22 protein-coding genes are annotated in these 18,595 nt (G+C 56.0%); 1 reads left to right on the top strand and 21 read right to left on the bottom strand.

The features are described from left to right. Nucleotides 1-21: 21 nt before the first annotated feature. The 6 genes from ONB52_02050 to ONB52_02025 form a co-directional block, all read right to left on the bottom strand. Nucleotides 22-1,134, bottom strand: coding sequence for a lipoate--protein ligase family protein (locus tag ONB52_02050; GenBank protein MDZ7414922.1), 1,113 nt, complete (start codon nucleotides 1,132-1,134; stop codon nucleotides 22-24). 15 nt (nucleotides 1,135-1,149) lie between these two features. Beyond that, nucleotides 1,150-1,356 (bottom strand): hypothetical protein, encoded by a 207-nt coding sequence (locus ONB52_02045; GenBank protein ID MDZ7414921.1) that lies wholly within the window; start codon nucleotides 1,354-1,356, stop codon nucleotides 1,150-1,152. Between the two features lie 39 nt (nucleotides 1,357-1,395). Next, a complete protein-coding gene (locus ONB52_02040; protein MDZ7414920.1) occupies nucleotides 1,396-1,905 on the bottom strand; it encodes a class I SAM-dependent methyltransferase in 510 nt (169 codons plus the stop codon). 52 nt (nucleotides 1,906-1,957) lie between these two features. After that, the gene (locus tag ONB52_02035) at nucleotides 1,958-2,401 is read right to left on the bottom strand and encodes a glycine cleavage system protein H (protein ID MDZ7414919.1); all 444 of its coding nucleotides are present in this window, start codon (nucleotides 2,399-2,401) and stop codon (nucleotides 1,958-1,960) included. 45 nt (nucleotides 2,402-2,446) lie between these two features. Continuing rightward, nucleotides 2,447-3,415: an electron transfer flavoprotein subunit alpha/FixB family protein gene (locus tag ONB52_02030; protein MDZ7414918.1), complete on the bottom strand. Its 969-nt coding sequence runs from the start codon at nucleotides 3,413-3,415 to the stop codon at nucleotides 2,447-2,449. A gap of 80 nt (nucleotides 3,416-3,495) precedes the next feature. After that, nucleotides 3,496-4,263 (bottom strand): electron transfer flavoprotein subunit beta/FixA family protein, encoded by a 768-nt coding sequence (locus tag ONB52_02025; protein ID MDZ7414917.1) that lies wholly within the window; start codon nucleotides 4,261-4,263, stop codon nucleotides 3,496-3,498. Between the two features lie 50 nt (nucleotides 4,264-4,313). Here ONB52_02025 and ONB52_02020 point away from each other — a divergent pair, with 50 nt between their 5' ends. Continuing rightward, nucleotides 4,314-4,544, top strand: a complete 231-nt coding sequence (locus ONB52_02020; GenBank protein ID MDZ7414916.1) for a hypothetical protein — start codon at nucleotides 4,314-4,316, stop codon at nucleotides 4,542-4,544. Between the two features lie 316 nt (nucleotides 4,545-4,860). Here the strand turns inward: ONB52_02020 and ONB52_02015 are convergent, their stop codons facing one another. From ONB52_02015 to ONB52_01945, 15 genes are all read right to left on the bottom strand, one after another. After that, the gene (locus ONB52_02015) at nucleotides 4,861-6,144 is read right to left on the bottom strand and encodes a heterodisulfide reductase-related iron-sulfur binding cluster (GenBank protein MDZ7414915.1); all 1,284 of its coding nucleotides are present in this window, start codon (nucleotides 6,142-6,144) and stop codon (nucleotides 4,861-4,863) included. A gap of 87 nt (nucleotides 6,145-6,231) precedes the next feature. Further along, nucleotides 6,232-6,984 carry a hypothetical protein gene (locus ONB52_02010; protein ID MDZ7414914.1) on the bottom strand — a complete coding sequence of 251 codons (753 nt, stop codon included), beginning with the start codon at nucleotides 6,982-6,984 and terminating at the stop codon, nucleotides 6,232-6,234. A 146-nt stretch (nucleotides 6,985-7,130) separates the two neighbouring features. Next, complete coding sequence (locus tag ONB52_02005) at nucleotides 7,131-8,195, bottom strand: FAD-dependent oxidoreductase (GenBank protein ID MDZ7414913.1); 1,065 nt, start codon at nucleotides 8,193-8,195, stop codon at nucleotides 7,131-7,133. After that, nucleotides 8,188-9,381 (bottom strand): heterodisulfide reductase-related iron-sulfur binding cluster, encoded by a 1,194-nt coding sequence (locus tag ONB52_02000; GenBank protein MDZ7414912.1) that lies wholly within the window; start codon nucleotides 9,379-9,381, stop codon nucleotides 8,188-8,190. The genes ONB52_02005 and ONB52_02000 overlap by 8 nt, the downstream gene beginning before the upstream one ends. A 115-nt stretch (nucleotides 9,382-9,496) precedes the next feature. After that, nucleotides 9,497-9,727, bottom strand: a complete 231-nt coding sequence (locus tag ONB52_01995; GenBank protein MDZ7414911.1) for a nitroreductase family protein — start codon at nucleotides 9,725-9,727, stop codon at nucleotides 9,497-9,499. A 152-nt stretch (nucleotides 9,728-9,879) separates the two neighbouring features. Beyond that, nucleotides 9,880-10,143, bottom strand: coding sequence for a nitroreductase family protein (locus ONB52_01990; GenBank protein MDZ7414910.1), 264 nt, complete (start codon nucleotides 10,141-10,143; stop codon nucleotides 9,880-9,882). Between the two features lie 4 nt (nucleotides 10,144-10,147). Further along, complete coding sequence (locus ONB52_01985) at nucleotides 10,148-10,852, bottom strand: 4Fe-4S dicluster domain-containing protein (GenBank protein MDZ7414909.1); 705 nt, start codon at nucleotides 10,850-10,852, stop codon at nucleotides 10,148-10,150. A 135-nt stretch (nucleotides 10,853-10,987) separates the two neighbouring features. Beyond that, nucleotides 10,988-11,458 carry a glycine cleavage system protein GcvH gene (gcvH, locus tag ONB52_01980; GenBank protein MDZ7414908.1) on the bottom strand — a complete coding sequence of 157 codons (471 nt, stop codon included), beginning with the start codon at nucleotides 11,456-11,458 and terminating at the stop codon, nucleotides 10,988-10,990. 93 nt (nucleotides 11,459-11,551) lie between these two features. Then, on the bottom strand, nucleotides 11,552-11,932 hold the full coding sequence (locus ONB52_01975; GenBank protein MDZ7414907.1) for a DsrE family protein: 381 nt from the start codon (nucleotides 11,930-11,932) through the stop codon (nucleotides 11,552-11,554). Between the two features lie 162 nt (nucleotides 11,933-12,094). After that, nucleotides 12,095-12,352, bottom strand: a complete 258-nt coding sequence (locus ONB52_01970; GenBank protein ID MDZ7414906.1) for a hypothetical protein — start codon at nucleotides 12,350-12,352, stop codon at nucleotides 12,095-12,097. Between the two features lie 92 nt (nucleotides 12,353-12,444). Beyond that, nucleotides 12,445-12,963, bottom strand: coding sequence for a DsrE/DsrF/DrsH-like family protein (locus tag ONB52_01965; protein MDZ7414905.1), 519 nt, complete (start codon nucleotides 12,961-12,963; stop codon nucleotides 12,445-12,447). A gap of 119 nt (nucleotides 12,964-13,082) precedes the next feature. Continuing rightward, nucleotides 13,083-13,325, bottom strand: a complete 243-nt coding sequence (locus ONB52_01960; GenBank protein ID MDZ7414904.1) for a sulfurtransferase TusA family protein — start codon at nucleotides 13,323-13,325, stop codon at nucleotides 13,083-13,085. Nucleotides 13,326-13,917: 592 nt separating this feature from the next. Continuing rightward, nucleotides 13,918-14,970 carry an NAD(P)/FAD-dependent oxidoreductase gene (locus tag ONB52_01955; protein MDZ7414903.1) on the bottom strand — a complete coding sequence of 351 codons (1,053 nt, stop codon included), beginning with the start codon at nucleotides 14,968-14,970 and terminating at the stop codon, nucleotides 13,918-13,920. Between the two features lie 97 nt (nucleotides 14,971-15,067). Then, the gene (gene tkt / locus ONB52_01950) at nucleotides 15,068-17,179 is read right to left on the bottom strand and encodes a transketolase (protein MDZ7414902.1); all 2,112 of its coding nucleotides are present in this window, start codon (nucleotides 17,177-17,179) and stop codon (nucleotides 15,068-15,070) included. 44 nt (nucleotides 17,180-17,223) lie between these two features. After that, complete coding sequence (locus ONB52_01945; GenBank protein ID MDZ7414901.1) at nucleotides 17,224-18,582, bottom strand: transaldolase family protein; 1,359 nt, start codon at nucleotides 18,580-18,582, stop codon at nucleotides 17,224-17,226. Nucleotides 18,583-18,595 lie beyond the last annotated feature (13 nt).

Here is an 18,595-nt window from a genome sequence, read left to right as displayed (position 1 = left end):
GATGTGTAAAGAGGAACAAGGTCAGGCATGCGCGGCCTCTGGATTGACGAAACAGCCGTAAGGATTTGCCTCAGCAGCGAGCGCCTGCTCGACCGCCGCCTGAACGGTTTCAATCAACATTCGCAAAGGAATCGCGCCCAATTCATTTTGATGTTTCGCATGAACTCGCTGCAGCGTTGTGGCAATCGCCTCGGGCGCGCTCGCATGCCAGCGCAAACTCGCTTCGAGATCGGCGATGGCATTTTCCGCGGCAAAAAAATCGCCGGTGACATACGCAGCTTTCAACATACGGCCCGCCAGGGTGACTTTCACTTCGAGCAAGCCGCCGGGCGTTTTCATTTTTGCCGCGCCCCGCGCATCGGACACGGCCGTGGCCTGAAAAATCCAATCACGGCTGAGATATTTTTCCTGTTCGAGCTTGTTGATGACGTTCAACTCTTCCGCGGTAAAATCTCCACCCTTCATGTCGGTGTTGAAAGCGCGCGCGTAGCCTTCGGCAACCTTGAGCCGGACTTCATTGAGCGAAATGAGGCGCCCGAGTTCACGACGCACCGTCGTCGTGCGCGCGGCAACCGTGGCAATTTCCTTGTCGGAGATTTTCTCGAACGGCGTGTTGAGCACACACAGCATGAGCGGCACGTCGAGATCGACCAGCAGCGAGGCATGAAACAACAAGCCGCCATTGCCGGCGCGATGAATGCCGAGGCCGGCGATTTTTCGGCCGTGCACTTCGATGTCGTTTTTCCGGCGGAATTGCGCCGGCACGTCAAGCTGGTGCAACGCCCAAATCAGACCGGTGGAAAATTTCTCCATCAACTCGCGCGCGCGGCCATACGTGTCTTCGCCGCCGGCGGGAATCATCAACGCAACACCCAATTGATTTTCGCCCATGATGATCGCGCCGCCGCCGGTGGGCCGGCGATTGACGGCGATATCATGGCTGCGGCAATAATCGAGGTGGATTTCGTTTTCGATATTTTGAAAACGCCCGACCAGCGCGCAATGCGAGCGATAGGTATAGAGGCGCAACGTTGGCGGCGAGGCGCCGATGCCAACTCTTTGGGCGAGGGCGTCATCAGCAGCGAGGCCGAACGAAGCGGAGACGTTGTCGTCAGTAATTAAGCGCCAAGTCATTTTGAATGGGAACGTCTATGCTTTTCGCGCGCAAATTATTCCTGTCACCGGCGTTATCTCTTCAACGCGCTCGACGACAAATCTACGCTCTTCAAAAAATAGTCTTTTCAAATTTTCTGCTCTGCCCATGATCTCGCCACGATCTCTGCGAAACTCTTCCTCCAGTGTCGCAGCCGTCTTTGGATCAATCCTGGCTTGCATCTTTTCGATTTTCTGTTCCATTTTCAGCCTTGCTCATCGGCTTGCCCAAGAATTCCGACATCATGTCCTGATGTCGTGCATCGCCTGGGTTAATCTCTCGGTTTGCTTCTGCGGATCGGCGACAAACATTCTTTCTCCCAACACAATTTTTCCGGAATCGTTTAGCAAGCTGTGCATCCTGTCGATTGCCGTTCTTTTATCCCTGCCAGGAATCCATTCAAATGCCAGATTGGAGACGATAATATCAACCTTCTCCGAAATATTGGGATCGATAAAGCTTCCTACTTTGAACTCAACGTTTGTTATGCCCTCTTTTTCGAGCTTTTCTTTGGCAGTCGCCAACATTTCTTCCGAAATATCGATTGCAATCACCTTCTTCGCCTTGGGCGCAATTTTCTTCGCCAGAGCCCCCGTCCCTGTTCCGATGCCGAGAACGATGTCATCTCCATTGGGATTAGCCAATTCAACGATTCTCTCCATCATTCGACGATAGAACTGATTTTTCTTGTAAACCTCGTCATAATGCTGTGCGTGTTTGTTCCACGTCTTAACGACCTGTTCTTCGTTCATCGTCATCTCCTGCTTATTGTTGCAAGCGGATGCCCAAAGGCAACACAGCAAACTAAATCCATCCTTGCATGCGATAACGCTCCACTTCCGCTTCAACCCACGCCGGAATCGCTTCGCCGGAGACGAGCGCCGCCGATTCTTTTTTCCAATCCGTCGGATCGAAGGAAACAATCCAGCCTTTCTCGTACGGATCGCGATTGACCAAAGTCGGATCGCGCAGAACGCTGTCGTTGCGGCCAATCAAGATGCCGCTCACGGGCGCGATAATGTCCCCGGTCATCTTCGCCGCCTCAAGCGTGCCGACCGCTTCGCCGCGCTTCACCGGCGTGCCGACCTCCTTGAGCGTGATATAAACCAAATCACCCAGGGCTTGCAGGCCCAATTCGTCAATGCCGATGACGATGCGACCGGTGGTGGAGTCCGATTTTGCCCAAAGATGATTCACACCGTCGTAATAGCGGTCATTCGGAATCTGAAACTTTGCGGGAGTTGTCATGCCTGCCTCTGCTGGTTAAGAACCTTCGGCAACAAGCCGCGAGCATCAAGCCTTCGCTTTCTCGGTGAGCAGCGGGACGATGTCGAACAGATCGCCGACGATGCCGTAATGCGCATAGTCAAAAATCGGCGCGTTGGGGTCGGAGTTGATGGCGACGATCAGCTCGGCGTCTTTCATGCCTTCGATGTGCTCCGGTGCGCCGCTGATGCCGAGTGCAAGATAGAATTTCGGTTTGACTTTCACGCCGGATTTGCCGACCTGCCGCGTCTTCGGCAGCCATTTGCTGTCGACGATCGGGCGCGAGCACGAGAGCGCCCCGCCGAGAGCGTCGGCCAGCTCCTGCATCTGCGGAATATTGTCAACGCTCTGAATGCCGCGGCCGACGCTGACAAGAACTTCCTTGGTGGTGATGTCGACGTCGCCGCCTTCGGGTTCGATCATTTTCTTAAAGCGCACTTTTGGCGAAGCGAGCGACAAAGGCGGAGCAAAATCTTCAACTGCGGGTGAGCCGGTAGCACGGCCTTTATCTGCTGATGACGCGCCGGCCAACATGCTGACGACCGCACCCTCCGCAGAAAATTGTGATTCCACATTCAGCTTGCCGCCGTAAAGCTGGCTGGTGGCAACGAGCGCGCCGTCTTCGACTTTCACATCGATCGCATAAGCCACGAGTGGCAGACCGGCCCTGATTGAGAGTGCCGCAGCCAGATCCATCCCCATGGAGGAATTCGCAACCAGTGTCGCTGCAGGCGATTTGGCTCTGATGACTTCCGCCAGTGCCGTACTGTAAGTTTCCGGGTTGAAATTTTCCAAGCTGGCATGTTCGACGGAAATCACCCGGTTGGCAATGCCCATTTCGGTGACGAGATTTTTCACGCCATTGCCCAACAGCACAGCGACGAGATTTCCGCCTCTGGCATCTGCAAGCTCCCTGCCTTTGCCGAGCATTTCAAACGTCACATCGGCGAGCTTGCCTTTCAAATGTTCCGCGACAACGAAAATGTCTTGGCTCATGAATGATTCCTATTTTGCAGTAGACCCTTCAAAGTTAGGATGCAAGCACGTGCGCGCACCGGAAGGCGCTGTTACGAAACTTACTTCTTCAACCCCTTCTCTTTCATCAACGCCACAATCTTGTCCGCGATTTCTTCCGGGCTGCCTTCAATCATTTCTGCCCGGCTCCCCTTTTCCGGTTTCATCATGCGACGCACACTGGAACCGGCAGCAACTGCGGTATCACCGGCTTCAACCTCCTCCAACGTCGCCTCTTTTTGAACCTGCCGCACACGGCTCACGGCAACATAACGCGGCGTTTCGCGCGCCGCCTGGATACCCAAGACCGCGGGCAGATCGACTTCGAACTCGGCCATCACGCCGCCGGCATATTCCTTGTGCACGATGGCCCTGCCGCCATCAACTTTCACACCGGTGACGACGCTCACATGCGGCACGCCCAGATAATTCGCGAGCAGCACCGCCATTTGGCCGTCGCGATCATCCACCGCCTGCACGCCGGTGAGAATCAAATCATGAGGCAGGGTGCTGATGGCATTGGCCATCGCTTTCGCGGCAACGTGCGAAGTCACGCCGCCGGCGAAATCGCCGGTGACTTTCACGCCTTTATCCGCACCTTTGGCAATCGCAGTATAAAGCATCTTGTCGGTTTCATCGCCGTCGAGTGCAAGCACCGTGACCGTGCCACCGACTTCGGCTTTGAGTTGCAGCGCCTCTTCCAGCGCGTGATCGTCAAACTCGTTGATTTTGTATTTGACCGCGTCGCGATTGAGATCGGTGCCTTCTTCGTTGATCTCCAATTCTTCGACGAGATCGGGGACCTGTTTGATGGGAACAAGAATGTTCATTCGTTCTCCTGCAGAATTGTGGCACTCTCAGCAGGACATGCTGAGCAGTTATGATGAATGGAAACAACATTGTTGCCCAAAATCGAAATTTCGTCAGCCACCCCGGCTTGCAATTATTCACGATGAAACGCTTCACCGTTTTTCTTCCCGGGAATTTCCCAAACCCGCAGAATGTTGCTTTGGGCTCGCAGCAAGCGTCAGCACCGGAAACCGAGGGCAGCGATCGATCAATTTCTTCTAGATTCAAAAAGCCCGGAAAAATCAATGGGGAATTTTTATGAGGCGAGTGGTCATCTTGTCTCTTTTTCCCTGGTCCACAATACAATACCCGCGAAGAGCTGCCGTTGGATCGGCTGCTGCAACTCTCTGGAATGGGGGCATGTGACCCAATGCCGGTCCACATCTGAGATGTTCACGCTTGCCGACGAAACAGCCCGCAAAATCAACCTTTCGCTGAGAATGAATTCCCAGGCTCAAAGCTGAAAACGCCTGAAGGCGCTACCCACCAATCGATTGGCAAGGTGAGGACAACACGACCCGTGCAAAATTCAGGTTATATCAAGCCGGAATTGAAACGAGAGTGTAAAATTTGTTCCACTATTGCCGCATCGCTTCCTGCAACAATTCCACAATATCCCGGACGATCAGCTTCCCTTCATTGCCGGTGGATTTCACCGCATCTTCGAAACGGGAGACTTCATAGGGGCAGCAGACAGCGAGCACTTCGGCGCCGGTTTCGACGGCTTCGCGCACGCGACGTTCGGAGAGGCGCTCGACAACGTGATCGGCCATGAAGCCATCGAGCCACATGCCACCGCCGCCGCCGCCGCAGCAATAGCCGTTCTCCCTGCAGCGCCACATCTCGGTGAATTGCAGGCCCGGAATCGCGCGCAACAACTTGCGCGGCGACTCGAACTCACCGTTGTGCCGGCCGAGATAGCACGGATCGTGGAAAGTGACTTTTTGCCTGACTTCTTTTTTCAACAGGGGTTGAAGCCGGTCCAGCCTGGCGGCGAGAAAGGTGGTGTAATGCTCAACTTCAAATTGGCCGCCGAGCCTGGGATATTCTTTGCGGAAGGCATTGAGTGCATGTGGATCAGTGACGACGATTTTGTTGAATTTATATTTCTTCAACGTTTTGATATTGTGGGTCGCCAGTTCTTCAAACAAGCCGGGCTCACCCGCCAGTCGCTGCGAGTCGCCATCGCATTTTTCCTCGGCGCCGAGAATGCCGAAATCCACGCCCAGGGCATTGAATATGCGCGCCAGAGCCTTGGAGGCATCGATGCCGCGTTTGTGATAGCTCGGATAATCGCTGACGAACCAGAGCACATCCACCGGCTTTTTGATCTGCGCCATGATTGGCACCGGCACGCCCGCGCTTTTCACCCAGTCCGCGCGCTTTTTGGGAGACTCGCCGAGCGGGTTGCCGTACTCGGCGCAGTTTTGAAACATGGTTTGCAGCTCTTTCGGCACGTAGCCATTGAGCACCGCCTGCTCGCGCACCGCCGGCATGATTTTAATCATGTTCACTTCCTTTGGACAGACGCGCAGGCAGTTCATGCAGGTGGTGCATTGCCACAAATCCGGACTGTTGAACAAATCCATGCCGAATTGGACTCTGCGAAAAATCTTGCGCGGGCCGTAATCGCCGACGATGTCGACCGGACACACCGGCACACACTGGGCGCATTGGTAGCACCAGCCAAAGGACTCGGCATTGTCGAGCGCGGTGACCTTCTCGATCAGCTCCGGCGTGTAATCCCAAATCACGCGCTGCTCAAACATGCGGTTCCAATGGCCGGAAATATCCAGGCCTTCCTGGACAACGTGCTCTTTTTCGATGATGCGATCTTTGTCAACGGATAAGAGAGAACCCATGCGGCTTGCTCCGTGAACATGTTTTGTAATCGTGCTTTGAGGCACGCGGGCTGAGAAGGCAGTTGACCTTCAGATTTCCTTCCGCGCCTAAAGGCGCTGCTCCGAGGGGGCATTGGGCTTGTGATAAACCCCCAGCAACCTCCGCGAAAACTCCGGCAAACCCGGCATCACTTTGTTGAACTCCTGCGTCATGCGCATGCGCAGCACGGTGTAAACATACACGACGTACACGCAGCTCAGAAAAACATCGGTGCCGAAGATGGTTTTGCTGATCGTCTGAAAACCCGCGGCTTCGCCGACGTGATGCACGAAGGCCACGGCTTCGCCGACGCGCAGGTAAATGTCGCCCGCCGTGTCACCGCTGAAATCATATGCCGCATGCGTGACCAGGGGCAGCGCGCCGGTTTTGGTTTTGGGATCCCACATCCAGCGCGTCCACAGCCAGTAGCGTTCGGGGTCGGTGAAGTGCAAAATCTCGCTGGCAAAATCGCGTTTGATGTTGTCCTCGATGCCGTTGAATTTGTCCACGAAATTTTGAAAGCGTGTTTTGACCTCACCGGCCCCGTAAAGCAAGTCCCACGTCCAACTCCGCAGATCTTCCAGGGGAAATTGCTTGAGAATCGTCTCGGCTTTCCGGCGCGTGGCGAAAATGCGGCGCAACAGCGAAAAATACGCTGCGGAGGAGAGCCTGGGGATGGCCTCACGCTCCAACTTCTCGCGAAACCATTGCGATTTCAGCTCCACTTCGCCGCAGATTTGCAACAACTCCTCGCTGGCCACTTTCTCCAGCGCCTCGCGCATGAACTCTTTGGCGCTTTCCGTGTCAACCACCTGGCCCATCGTGCCGACTTCCGCTGGTAAAGTTTTGGGAAGAAAAACCGGTTGAGCAGAAAAAACTCCCTGCTGAAAAGGGGTGAAAAAGACCGGCGGAAAGTAATGAAGCTTCCTTGCGCGCCGTTGCCCCTCGAGGATTGCTCCCCTGGCATTCATGCCGCGGCCTTCACGTGATGCTTGCGCACCACCGCTATCGCCTTCATCGCCGCGGCGGCGGCAGAGGAAACCGAGTCTTCCAAATCTGCCGGACCGGTGGCAGCGCCGCAGGCAAACACGCCTTCGACGTTGGTGGTGACCGTGTCCAGGGCACCGCCGATGGTCTCGATGAATTTATACTTGTTTTGCTGTACGCCAAAAATCTTCGCCAGCTCGCGCGTGCCGGCGCTGGGCTCCATGCCGACGGAAAGCACAACGATGTCCATCGGAATTTCCATCGGGCGGCCCATGGTCGTGTCCTCGCCGCGAATCAACAGCCGGTCGCCCTTCTTCAACACCTCGGTCACGATGCCTTTGACGTAGTTGACTTTGTACTTCTCCTGCGCCGGCCAGTAAATCTGATTCTCCCAATAGCCGTACATGCGCATGTCGATGTAGAAGATGAAAACTTTGCAGTTGGGCAACTGCTGGCGCACTTCAATGGCCTCTTTCGAGGCGATGCCGCAGCAGACTTTCGAGCAGTATTCGTTACCGATCTGCCGGTCGCGCGAGCCGACGCATTGAATGAAGCACAGTCGCTCCGGCGGCTTGCCGTTGGAAGGCCGCACCACCTTGTGGGCTTTCAGCATCTTTTCAAGATCAACGAGCGTGATCACATCGTCGAACTCGTAGTAGCCATACTGCTGCGTTTCGCGTCCGGGATCGAAATGTTGAAAGCCGGTGGCAATGATCACCGCGCCGGCTTTTACCTGCTCCGCCGTCGCACCGTTCTGAAGCGTGACTTCAAAATTGCCGGCGCTGCCGCTCGCCGCGGTGACGGTCGAGTTGAGCTTGATCTGCACGAACGGATTGTTTTCGATGCGCGCCGCCATCTCCGCCATCGCTTCGCCGGCGTTGCGAAAATCCGGCGTGAGCGCGGCATATCCGGCATCGTCAGGCGTGCCGCCAAGACGACTGCGCTTTTCCACGAGAATGGCGTGATAGCCAAGATCCGCAATGGCGCGTGCCGCCTCCATGCCGGCGGGGCCGCCGCCGATGATCAAAATGGGTTGCTCAGGCATCTGCATCTTCCCAGGTGAGATATTGTTGTTCGCCACTTTTTAACTTTTCAACCGCGGCTTCGAACTCCTGCCACGCTTTCTCCGTGTCGATGCCCACCTTTTGCAGGAAGGGCTTGTTGTCGGTGCTGTGCCAGTGAAGCTGCAAAACTTTGTAGGGATGCGCGCCCATGGCCAGCGCCGCAATCTGCGAATCGGACATCACCGGCACACCGACGTTGCGGTTGTGCGCTTTGGCGGCGAACTGGCTTTGATCCAGCGTGGTGACGCAGCCGGTGTCGTGTGTGACGGTGACGTCGGGATTGGCCTCCGCTTTCATCACTTCGATCTTGCGCATGGTCGCGAAAGAACGCGAGAAATCGCGCGAGACCAGAATATGCCGAAAGCCGAAGCCGCAGCAGTCGAACCATGTCGAATAATCTGCGACGTCGATGCCCAGTGCCTTCAGGGTGCCGGTGACGATGGCCGAGCGCTGGGCGCCGTAAATTTCTGGATCATAGATCGCATCCTCGGCGATGAGCTTGTGATAATGACACGCGGGATGCACGGTGGCGCGGATCTTGCTCATGTCGCGTGTCTGGCGTTCTGCAATCCTGTCCCGCACGGCATAGACCCACTCGCTGTAATGCACGATCTCCTCGGGAATGACGAATTTCTTGCCGAGGCGTTTGAGAATGTCACGCACCTGCCGGCGCAACTCCGGGCTGTGAATGAGCTGCTGCCGCGTTTCCTTGTAATGGCCGAAGCTGGTGCCGCAATGGATGATGGGGTAATAACCGGTTTCCGCCGCCGCTGCAAAATTCCGCATCGCCACCGCGGCCTGCGCCGCGGCGTTGGAAGTGGCCGAGGCATAATAATTCCAGGCCGTGCAGGAGGTCTGATCGGTGGGATCGATGTAATCGAAACCGAGCCGGCGGTTGATCCAGAAAATCGAGGTGGAATAACCGGGAATGTGGCCGCATTGCCCGCAGCTTTTGTGATGCCAGGTGTGTTGCAGGGGAATTTTTTTCTTGCGGCCATATTTGGTTTGTACTTCGACATACGGCTCCGGCACGCGCTGCACTTCCCACTCGCCTTCTTTTTCGAGCTCGAAAAGAATGTCGTGAAAGTCTTCGGTGGGAATCTGCTCCGCTGTGCGCACAAACTGGCGATCCTTGGCCTGCTTGACCAGGGCTTCGGCTGGGATCATGATGTTTACTCCCTTGAGTTTGTCATCCTTCTATGCCTCGAATTTTCCGCGTTGCCTTTACTGAAGCAGCGCTCCGTCGCACCGGCCATCATCGTAAAGGTTTGGCGATGGCCTTCTAGCCTCTGATTTCATACAATCCTTCCTTGCGTGGCATGGCTTGGGGTTTCGCCCAAGGGTGGCCGACATTGAGCAGAAAGGCGACCATCCACTTCCCGCTGGCGAATCCCAAAAACTCGAGAAGCTCGCGCTCAACACTGGGCGAATAAAAAGTGACGATGCCGCTCGCCAGGCCCACGGCTTCCGCCTGGAGCATCATGTTTTGCACGGCCGCCCACGCCGAACCCAGATTGTGCCACGGATGGAAAGCGCTGCATCAAACGGCACCAGGCCAACGATGAGCACCAGCGCGTGGCCCAGGTTTTGGGCGAAATCCCGAGCGCGCTCCTTCCATTGTTGATCCTCTTCACTCTCCGCCTCGGCACCCCAGGATGCTGCTTCCTACATGGTGCGAATGTATTTCAGAATGGTTTTGCTTTTGGTAACAATCGTCACGGCCTGGTCGCGCGGCGCGCCTTTGAGTGCGATAAATTTCCATCCCTGGGGATAATAGGATGCATACGGCGCCCACCTGCCTGCCGTCAAGATGCGTTTGAGACAGGCGGCGCTGACCGATTTTTCCGAATCAAATAGGCGCACGGTTTGGCGCCTCTTGATCAGCTTCAACAGGTCTAGCGGGAGAATGGCGCTTATTGAGCGTCTCACAAGTTTACTCAAAACTTACATCATATCCTGCCTCTTCCAATCGTTCTTCCATCACATCCTGCAAGATCATGAACAGCCCTTCGTCGACTTCCTTGATCATGTCCATCACGCCGGTCATGTGCCAGATGAGATAGAGCTCGATGATGGTTTTGTCGTCGACCTTCCATCCTGTTTCCGTGGTGTGCAGGGTTTCCGGCGGCAGGGCGCGGCGCCAGACTTCGAGGTTGTTGGAGATTTCCTTGACGTGCGGCCCCCAATCCGGGAAGGCGTTGGGCTGCAGCATGTCGGGCGAAACTTGCGTGCCAGTAGACATGATTTTGTAGACGACGCGGCCGTAGCCTTCAAGCGCGGCTTGCGCGCTGGACAAGCCGTTCTTCACCGCGACTTCGCGCATGATGGTGATGATGCCGCCGGGCGAGTTTTTGCGCGGGCAGCGGTCGCAGGAGAAACATTGCGAGCAGTCCCAAATGCTGTCGTTCATCAAGGTATAAACGAGATCGACATCCTCGCGCGCGACCGCCTGGGCAATTTTGCGCGGGCTGAAATCATAAAAGCGCGCCGAAGGGCAGGAAGCCACGCAAATGCCGCACTCATAGCAACCGTACAAATATTCCTCATAGCGCAAATCTGCCTTCACCTCGTTGAACAGCCGCTCTTTTTCTTCGTAGGGCACCTGCGCGTATTTTTTGCCGGTCAAATCGAGAGCCATTGTGGTCTCCGCATCGTTCCTTTCAAACGCGGGCTCCTACTCCTGCTCGCTTTTCAGGGGCGGTTTAAAAGCGAGTAAGAGTAAGAGTATGAGTATGAGTATGAGCAAGAGGGAGAGAGGTAAGGGCAACCAGGATCAGGCCTCAAACCCTTCGACATGCACACACGCTTTCAAATCTTCCTTTTCAATTTTTTGCCGGTAGGCTTCCACTGCCGCCTCGCCGGTTTGCATCTCGGCCAGCTCCGCCTGCAGGTTGCTGGGTTTCATTTTTACAATCCAGCCCTCGTTGTAGGGACTTTGATTGATGAGTTTGGCGTCCTGCGCGACTTTGGAATTGACTTCGATGATCTCCCCGGAGATGGGGGCTTTCACCGGGCCGACCCATTTGCCGCTTTCCACCGTGGCGATCGGCTTGCCCTTGTCGCGCTTGGTGCCGGGGCCCTTGGCTTTGGCATGCAGCAACGGCCCCGCCATGTTCTGTGCCACATCGGTCATGCCGACGAAAACAGTGCCGTCGTCATTGACTTTCACCCAGGTGTGATCTTCGACACGATAATAAAGATCCTTGCGAATCGCGCAGCCGCGAATTTCTTCTTTGTCGGGCATGGTCAACTCTCCATGTTTTTTGTGGCGGCGCCCTCTGGTGCACAGGCTCGTTCGCGTCCTCACGAGTTTGTGCCTGAAGGCACCACTACAAAATCAGAAATACATCACATGATCCGCTTCCAGCGCCAGATCGATGATGCTGGTGGCGCCGAGAATTTCAACGCCGGGGATCAGATCCTCTTTTTGCATCTTCCACAGCGCCATGCTCTGCTGGCAGACGCGCAATTTGACACCCGATTCCATCGCCTGTTCAAGCATGGTTTTGAGCGTCACGTCGCTGGTGGGATCGAGCTGCACCTTCTCCGCCGCGCCTTTTTTGAGTTGATTGGTGCCGTCCATGGTGAACCACACCATCACATCCATTTCCATTGCCGCCGCCGCCATGGCATAAAAAAGGGGGGAATAGGTGCGGCGCGGGGTTTCCACGCCATGGGTTTGAATCACGAGAATTTTTTTGCCTTCACCGTCAATCACGATTTGCTCCACCTAATGGGGTTGTAATAAAAATCGAAAAAAGCCCCCAACGGATGAAAAAAGCTATATCAGTTGGGTTGTTTCTATCCGTTGGCGATAATTTTGCTTGCCCTTGCCTCAACCAGTAACAAGCATCCAGCATCCAGCATCCAGTATCCAGTATCAAGGCTCAATCTCACACGGCTTCTCCGGATTAGCCTGCACCAGGAGATATTTCTTGCTCCAGTCCCAGCCCTCGTGCTCCATCATGAAGTCGTGCAATTTGCCTTTGTCACAATGATGCGCGTGCAATCGGAACTTGCCCGGCAGCCGTTCCGACGCGCCTTCCAGAATTTCCAGGAGCAGCCATTCACCCGCCAGATCCTGATAAAGCTGGGCAAGGTCGCGCAGCAAGATTTCTTTTTGCGTCCAGTCAGCCACATTCACTATTTTCGAAAAATGAGAACAGAAGAGAGGGGAATCTGCTCTGCAGCCATTCTCCCACTGCGTCCCCCTTGGCGGCTTTGCAGGGCTCAAATGAACAAACTCACGTCCGCCTCCGCCGCGTATTCCAGAAAGGTCGCGGCGCCGCCGATTTCCGCTTGCGGGATGAAATCTTCCCTGGTGAAACCGAAAACATCCATCGTCATCTGGCAGCCGATGAGACGCACGTCCATTTCAATGCAGGCAGCGCGCAGTTGCTCGATGGTCGCCACGCCTTTCTTTTTGAAGGTTTGCTTCATCAAGCTGGTGGCAACGCTTTCGAAGCCGGGGAGATTGGACATCAGCAGGTTGGGCATCGGCCAGTTGATCTTCTGGAACGCCTTCGGCCCAAAAGGCATTTTCATCGGCATGGCGGGATTGCCAACGGGAGAGACCGCAGCGCCGAGTTTTTTCTTCAGCAGCGGCAGGCCATAGAAGGTGAAGAAGACACCCACTTCCCAATCCATCGAGGCGGCGGCACTGGCGAGGATGAACGGCGGATAGGCCCAATCCAGCGTGCCCTTGCTGGCGATCAATGCCAGGCGGTGTTTGCCGTTTTCTTTGGACATGACTTTCCTCCTTCCGCCCAGTCGGTCTTTGAAGGTTCAAAAGTGAATTTACGTCTGCCCGTTTGCAGGCTGGCAAGTTGCAGGTCGGGGAGTGCCGGAAGATTTACCCGCACACAGGCTCAGTGTGTTTTTTTAATGAGAAAACGGAACTTCCCTCCCTCTTCCTTTTGCGCCAGGAGCAGCTCGTGTTGCGTTTGTTTCGCCCACGCTTCCATGTCGGGGATGGAGCCGGGATCCGTCGCAATCATCTCGAGAACCTGGCCCACCTGCATGTCTTTGATTACTTTTCGCGTTTTGACCACCGGCATGGGGCACAGCAAGCCGGTGCAATCCAAAGTTTGGTCGGGTTTCACTTGTGCCATACTTGGCCTCCTAAAAAGATTTGCGGATGTAGAACCGGTATTCATTGCCGCGCTGCACGACGTCGACCATTTCATGCCCTGTGCACCGACACCATGCCGGAAAATCCGAGGGGGCATGCGGGTCGCACGAAATCAATTCCAACACTTGACCGACCGGCAGAGCATTGATTGCCCGCCGCAATGCCACGACCTGCATCGGTCCAAACATCTCCCGGCAATCGACGCGCTGGCTGATTACGATAGTCATCCCGTGTCATCCGAAAAATATTTTTTTAATGATTGCAAAATTGGCAAAGGTTATACCACAGGAGCGCTTCCCGAAGCCGGGATTTGTCACCATGAAAATTCGTTAGTTGCCTCGCGTGGTTGTGAAAGGATTTTTGTGACCCGGGCTTTTCCATGCCGGCCGGCCGGCCAATTTTATGGCGATTCGATGAGATTATGGCGTTGCAACCTTAAACACCTCATGCCATTGAATTGGTGACAGGCTGTACTTGCCAGGGAGAAAATTGGAGTGTCGTCGCTGGTTGATTCAGGCAGGCAGGATAGTGGAAGAGAGAGGAAAAAGCAACAAAAAAGTTTTTACCGGCAATCAAATCCTGGCCGCCGGCAGGCCGCTGGTGCTGCTGTAGGTGACTTTCACTTTTTCCGAGGGGTGAATGTACTCCAGCGCGCTTTTCACCGCCATCGCTGCCTCGGCAAAACCGGTGGCGATGAGCTTGATTTTGCCCGGAAAGGTCGCCACGTCACCCGCGGCAAACACGCCGGCGAGATTGGTGCGCATGCGGGGATCGACTTTGATATGCTTGTCCTCCAGCTCGAGCCCCCAGGTGGCAATCGGGCCGAGATTGATTTTGAAACCGATCATCGGCAGCAACACATCGAGCTCGAGCCGGTGCTGGTTCTGCCGCCAATCACGCAGGGTGATGGCTTCCAGATGCTCGTTGCCATGCAGCTCGTCGATAATGGTGGAAGTGTAAACCTTCACACGGCCGCGGCTGGCGAGCTGCATGATCTCGCGCACACTGGCGGGGTGTGCGGCAAAATCGTTCGAACGATGGACCAGGGTTATTTCGGCGGCCACTTCGGCCAGGTTCAGCACCCAGTCTGCCGCCGAATCGCCGCCACCGACGATGACCACGCGCTTGTTGCGAAAATTCTCCTTGCGCTGCACCGAATACACGATGCCTCTGCCTTCGAACTCATCGGCGCGCTCATTGGGCAGCTTGCGCGGGCTGATGATGCCGTTGCCGCTGGTGATGATCACCGCACGCGAGAGATACACGCCGCGTGTCGTCGTCACTTCGATGAGGCGCGTGTCCCCGCCCTGCCCGCCGGCGGCCGGGAAGTCTGCGCTGTTCTCCGCTGCAACATGGCGCAGGTTGGTTGCCAGCTCGTCCAGATGAATTTCCGGATGGAATTGCAGCGCCTGCGCCTCCAGATTTTTCACCAGATCGCGCGCCAGAATTTTGGGCAGGCCGAAGACGTCGAAAACGAATTTTTCCGGATACAACGCCGTCATTTGTCCGCCGAGATTGGGCAGCACCTCGATGATGCGCGCCGTGGCTTCATGCATGCCGGCACGAAACACCGCCGCCAGTCCCGTCGGCCCCCCGCCAATGATTGTAAGGTCACGAATCTCCATTTTGCCCTTTTGCAGTGGACCCTTTCAGGGTCACACCTTTTGTAGTAGATCCTTCAGAGTCACGCTTTCCTGCCCAAAGGCACCACTACGAAAGTCGTCAATCCGCCTCTTCCGGGCCGCTGCCCGTTGCATAAATTTCCTGCCAGTCAATTTGCGAGGCATCGAAATGGCCGTTGGAATTGAACAAAAAACGCTCGCGCGTCAGGCGCACCACATTTTCGACGGTGAAACCGTAGGCCTTTTCCAAATCACCGGCTTTGCCGGAATCGCCGAAATGATCGATGCCCAACTCGTAGCCGTGGGTACCGGTATATTTTTTCCACCCGAACGTCGAACCGGCTTCGATGGAGAGGCGCGCGGTGACGGCGGGCGGCAGCACCATTTGCTTGTATTCCTGGTCCTGCTCGTCGAACAATTCCCATGAGGGCATGTTGACCACGCGGATTTTTTTATCGGGGATTTGCTGTGCCGCGGCCAGTGCCAGATGCACTTCGGAACCGGTGGCAATGTAAATGACATCGGGCGTTTGCTCTTGAAAGGATTTCGTCGTCGTGCCTTTTGACCCTGAAGGGTCTACTACAAAATCGTAGAGGATGTACGCGCCGCGCCGCAAATTTTCCGCGCCCGGATATTTGCCGCGCTCCAGCACCGGCACATTCTGCCGCGTGAGCATGATCGCGGTCGGGCGGTGTTTCTGCTCCAGCGCGACTTGTATCGCCACGGTGGTTTCCGTTGCATCGGCCGGACGAATCACCACGAAATTCGGCAGGGCGCGCAGCGAGGCGAGCTGCTCGACGGGTTGATGGGTGGGACCGTCCTCCCCGAGATAAAAGGAATCATGCGTGAACTCATGGATGACGCGCAGATGCTGCAAGGCCGCCAGGCGCAGCGCGGCGCGTTCGTAATCGGAAAAAATCAAAAACGTCGCGCCGAAAGGAATCAGGCCGCCGTGCAACGCCAGGCCATTGCAAATCGCGGCCATCGGAAACTCGCGCACGCCGAACACCAGATTGCGGCCTTTGCGGTTCGTGCGGGTGAAGTCGCCGGCCACTTTCAGGAACAAATCAGTTTTATTTGAAGGCTCCAAATCCGCGGAGCCACCGACAAGATTGGGCAGTTGTCCCGCCAACGCCTGCAGCGTTTCGCCAAAGGCCACGCGCGTCGCCAGGCTGGTCTTGCCGGCGAATGAAGGCACTTTCAACGTGGCGGGGGTTTTCCCTTCCACCCATTGTTCCCAGCGTGCGGCAAATTCGGGATTCCTGCGCGCAGCATCCAGGCGTTGTTGCCACGCGCGCTGCCAGGCCGCCAGTTCATCATGGCGTTGACGAAAATGCCGGAGCACTTCCTCAGGCAGAAAGAAAGTTTGATGCTCCGGCAAACCGAGTTTCTTTTTCGTTGCAACAATTTCATCCGCCGGCAGAGGCTCGCCGTGCGTTTTTGCCGAGCCTGCCAGCGTTGCCGTGCCGTTGGCAATCACCGTGTGGCCGATAATGAGGGAGGGCTGGTCTGCGACTTTCTGCGCGTGCCGAATCGCCGCGCGGATGGCGCTGCGGTCGTGACCGTCGATTTCCTGCACATGCCAATTGAAGCCCTCGAATACTTTGGCATAATTCGTCGTGTCGCAGCGATGGGTGGCACCGGAGATTTGGATTTCATTTTTATCGTAGAACACGATGAGTCTGCCCAGCCCCCAATGTCCGGCGAGCGCGGCGGCTCCCATGCAGATCGGCTCCTGCAAATCCCCGTCACTGGCAACCACGTAAGTAAAGTGGTCGATCAGCTCGCGTCCGAAATTCGCAGCCAGAATTTCTTCCGCCACCGCCATTCCCACGCTCATGCCGAAGCCTTGTCCCAACGGGCCGGTTGTCGCCTCGACACCGGGCGTGAGATACGACTCCGGATGCCCCGGCGTGCGGCTGCCATATTGCCGGAATTTTTTGAGATCCTCGAGCCCGAGATAACCCGCGAGTGTTAACAGCGCATAGAGCAGCATCGACTCGTGGCCGGCGGAGAGCACGAAGCGATCGCGATTGAACCATTTCGGATCGCCGGGGCTATAACGCAAAAATTCTTTGTAAACGGTGTACGCAAAATCGAGTGACGACATCGCGCCGCCCGGATGCCCGGAATCGGCATGCCGCGTCGCGTCCATCACCAGGCCTTTGATGACGTTGATCGTATATTGGTCGAGATCAAGTTGCAACATCATTTCTCCCTGCTTTCATGGCAGACCCCTTTGGGGGCACGAGCACGTTACAAAACTTCGTGAATCCTTTCCGCGATGCGTTGATCCATCCCCTCCTGGAACTTCATGAAATCTGCAACCGCCAGCAGGCTGTAAAGCGTATCGAGTGGCAGTTTTTTCGTCAACGGCGAATCGAGATCGGGCAATTTGTTTTTGCGCAGCTCCTGCCACTCCACCGGTGTGGGCGAATAGAACACTTCGCCGAACCCGGCGTGATCGAATTTTTTGAAAAGGCCGTCGCCATCGAGTTTGTCGAAATCTGGCGAGCGGCGCAATTCCACGAGAAATCGCAGATAGTCCGGCTCGATTTGATAAAGTTGTGCGAGTCGCGCACTGCCGATTTTTTCCAGAACTTTTGCGGAAACACCCAGGAGACCCGAGTAATCCGATTCCAGTTGGCTGCGAATTTCCTTCGGGCCGATTTCCTTTTGCGTGAGAAAATCTTTCAGCGTTTTGTAAGGCACGGTGAAGACGTCGCAGCCCGCGGCATGAACCAGCGTCTTCCAATCGCGCACGCTGGCGACGATGAGCTGCGTTTTGAGATCGTACTGCCGGCGCAGTTTTCTCAACAATCGTTGTGCTGCAAGATCGACTTGCTCGCCGAGCAGCTCCGCTTCAAGGCCCTGATTGAGACGGCCCATGAAAATATTCGTGCGCGCCACGTTCGCGAGCAAAGCCGCCGCGGCAACTTGCCGCACGGAGAAGGTCGTGGTGAAGTTCACCCGGATGCCCTGTCGTTCCAGATCGCGCGCGATGAGCAGGCAGTGGGGCTCGTGGGGTGTGAACGCGACTTTGACGAAACTGCCCGGGACCATCCTCGCGAGATAACCGGCGACGCGCCTGGACGCTTCGGCATCGCCGGCGAGGCCGGTGTGCAGCTCCAGGCTGATTTCCCAACTGCGCCCATTCTTCCGGCCCGCGCCATAATATGCTTTGAACTGGCGGCCGAGCCGGCCGTTGATGATGGTGTACAGCAGAGGCACGATTTCCGTGAGTCCAAGCGCAGGTTGCGCCCTCTGCAACTCGCGCGCCCATTTGGTGAGATTCGCAGCGCCACGTTCTTCGAAATATTGCGGCAGCACTTTGTCCACCAGCGCCTGATTGGTGGTGTTGCCGTCGATCTCCTCCACAAAAGTGAGATGCTTCTCGGTTTCTCCGGCAACGAGCAGATCATCCAATTCGGTTTTATCGGCGGTATCGGTGTAAATGTGCCTGGTGCCTGCCGCCTTGAGGGCGGCGAGCAGGGGATGCGAGGTCCACGCCACGGTTTTATTCGGCGTCGTTACCAGCGCCTGTTTTGCCAAACACACCACCACTTCGGCGAGCGCATCGCGGCCGGCAAGGTTTTCTTCTGTGCTGAGGTTCATAGGTGGTCCTTCC

Source organism: candidate division KSB1 bacterium, assembly GCA_034506255.1.
Classification (GTDB): Bacteria; Zhuqueibacterota; Zhuqueibacteria; order Zhuqueibacterales; family Zhuqueibacteraceae; genus Coneutiohabitans; species Coneutiohabitans thermophilus.
This window is presented reverse-complemented; position numbering and strand designations above follow the sequence as displayed.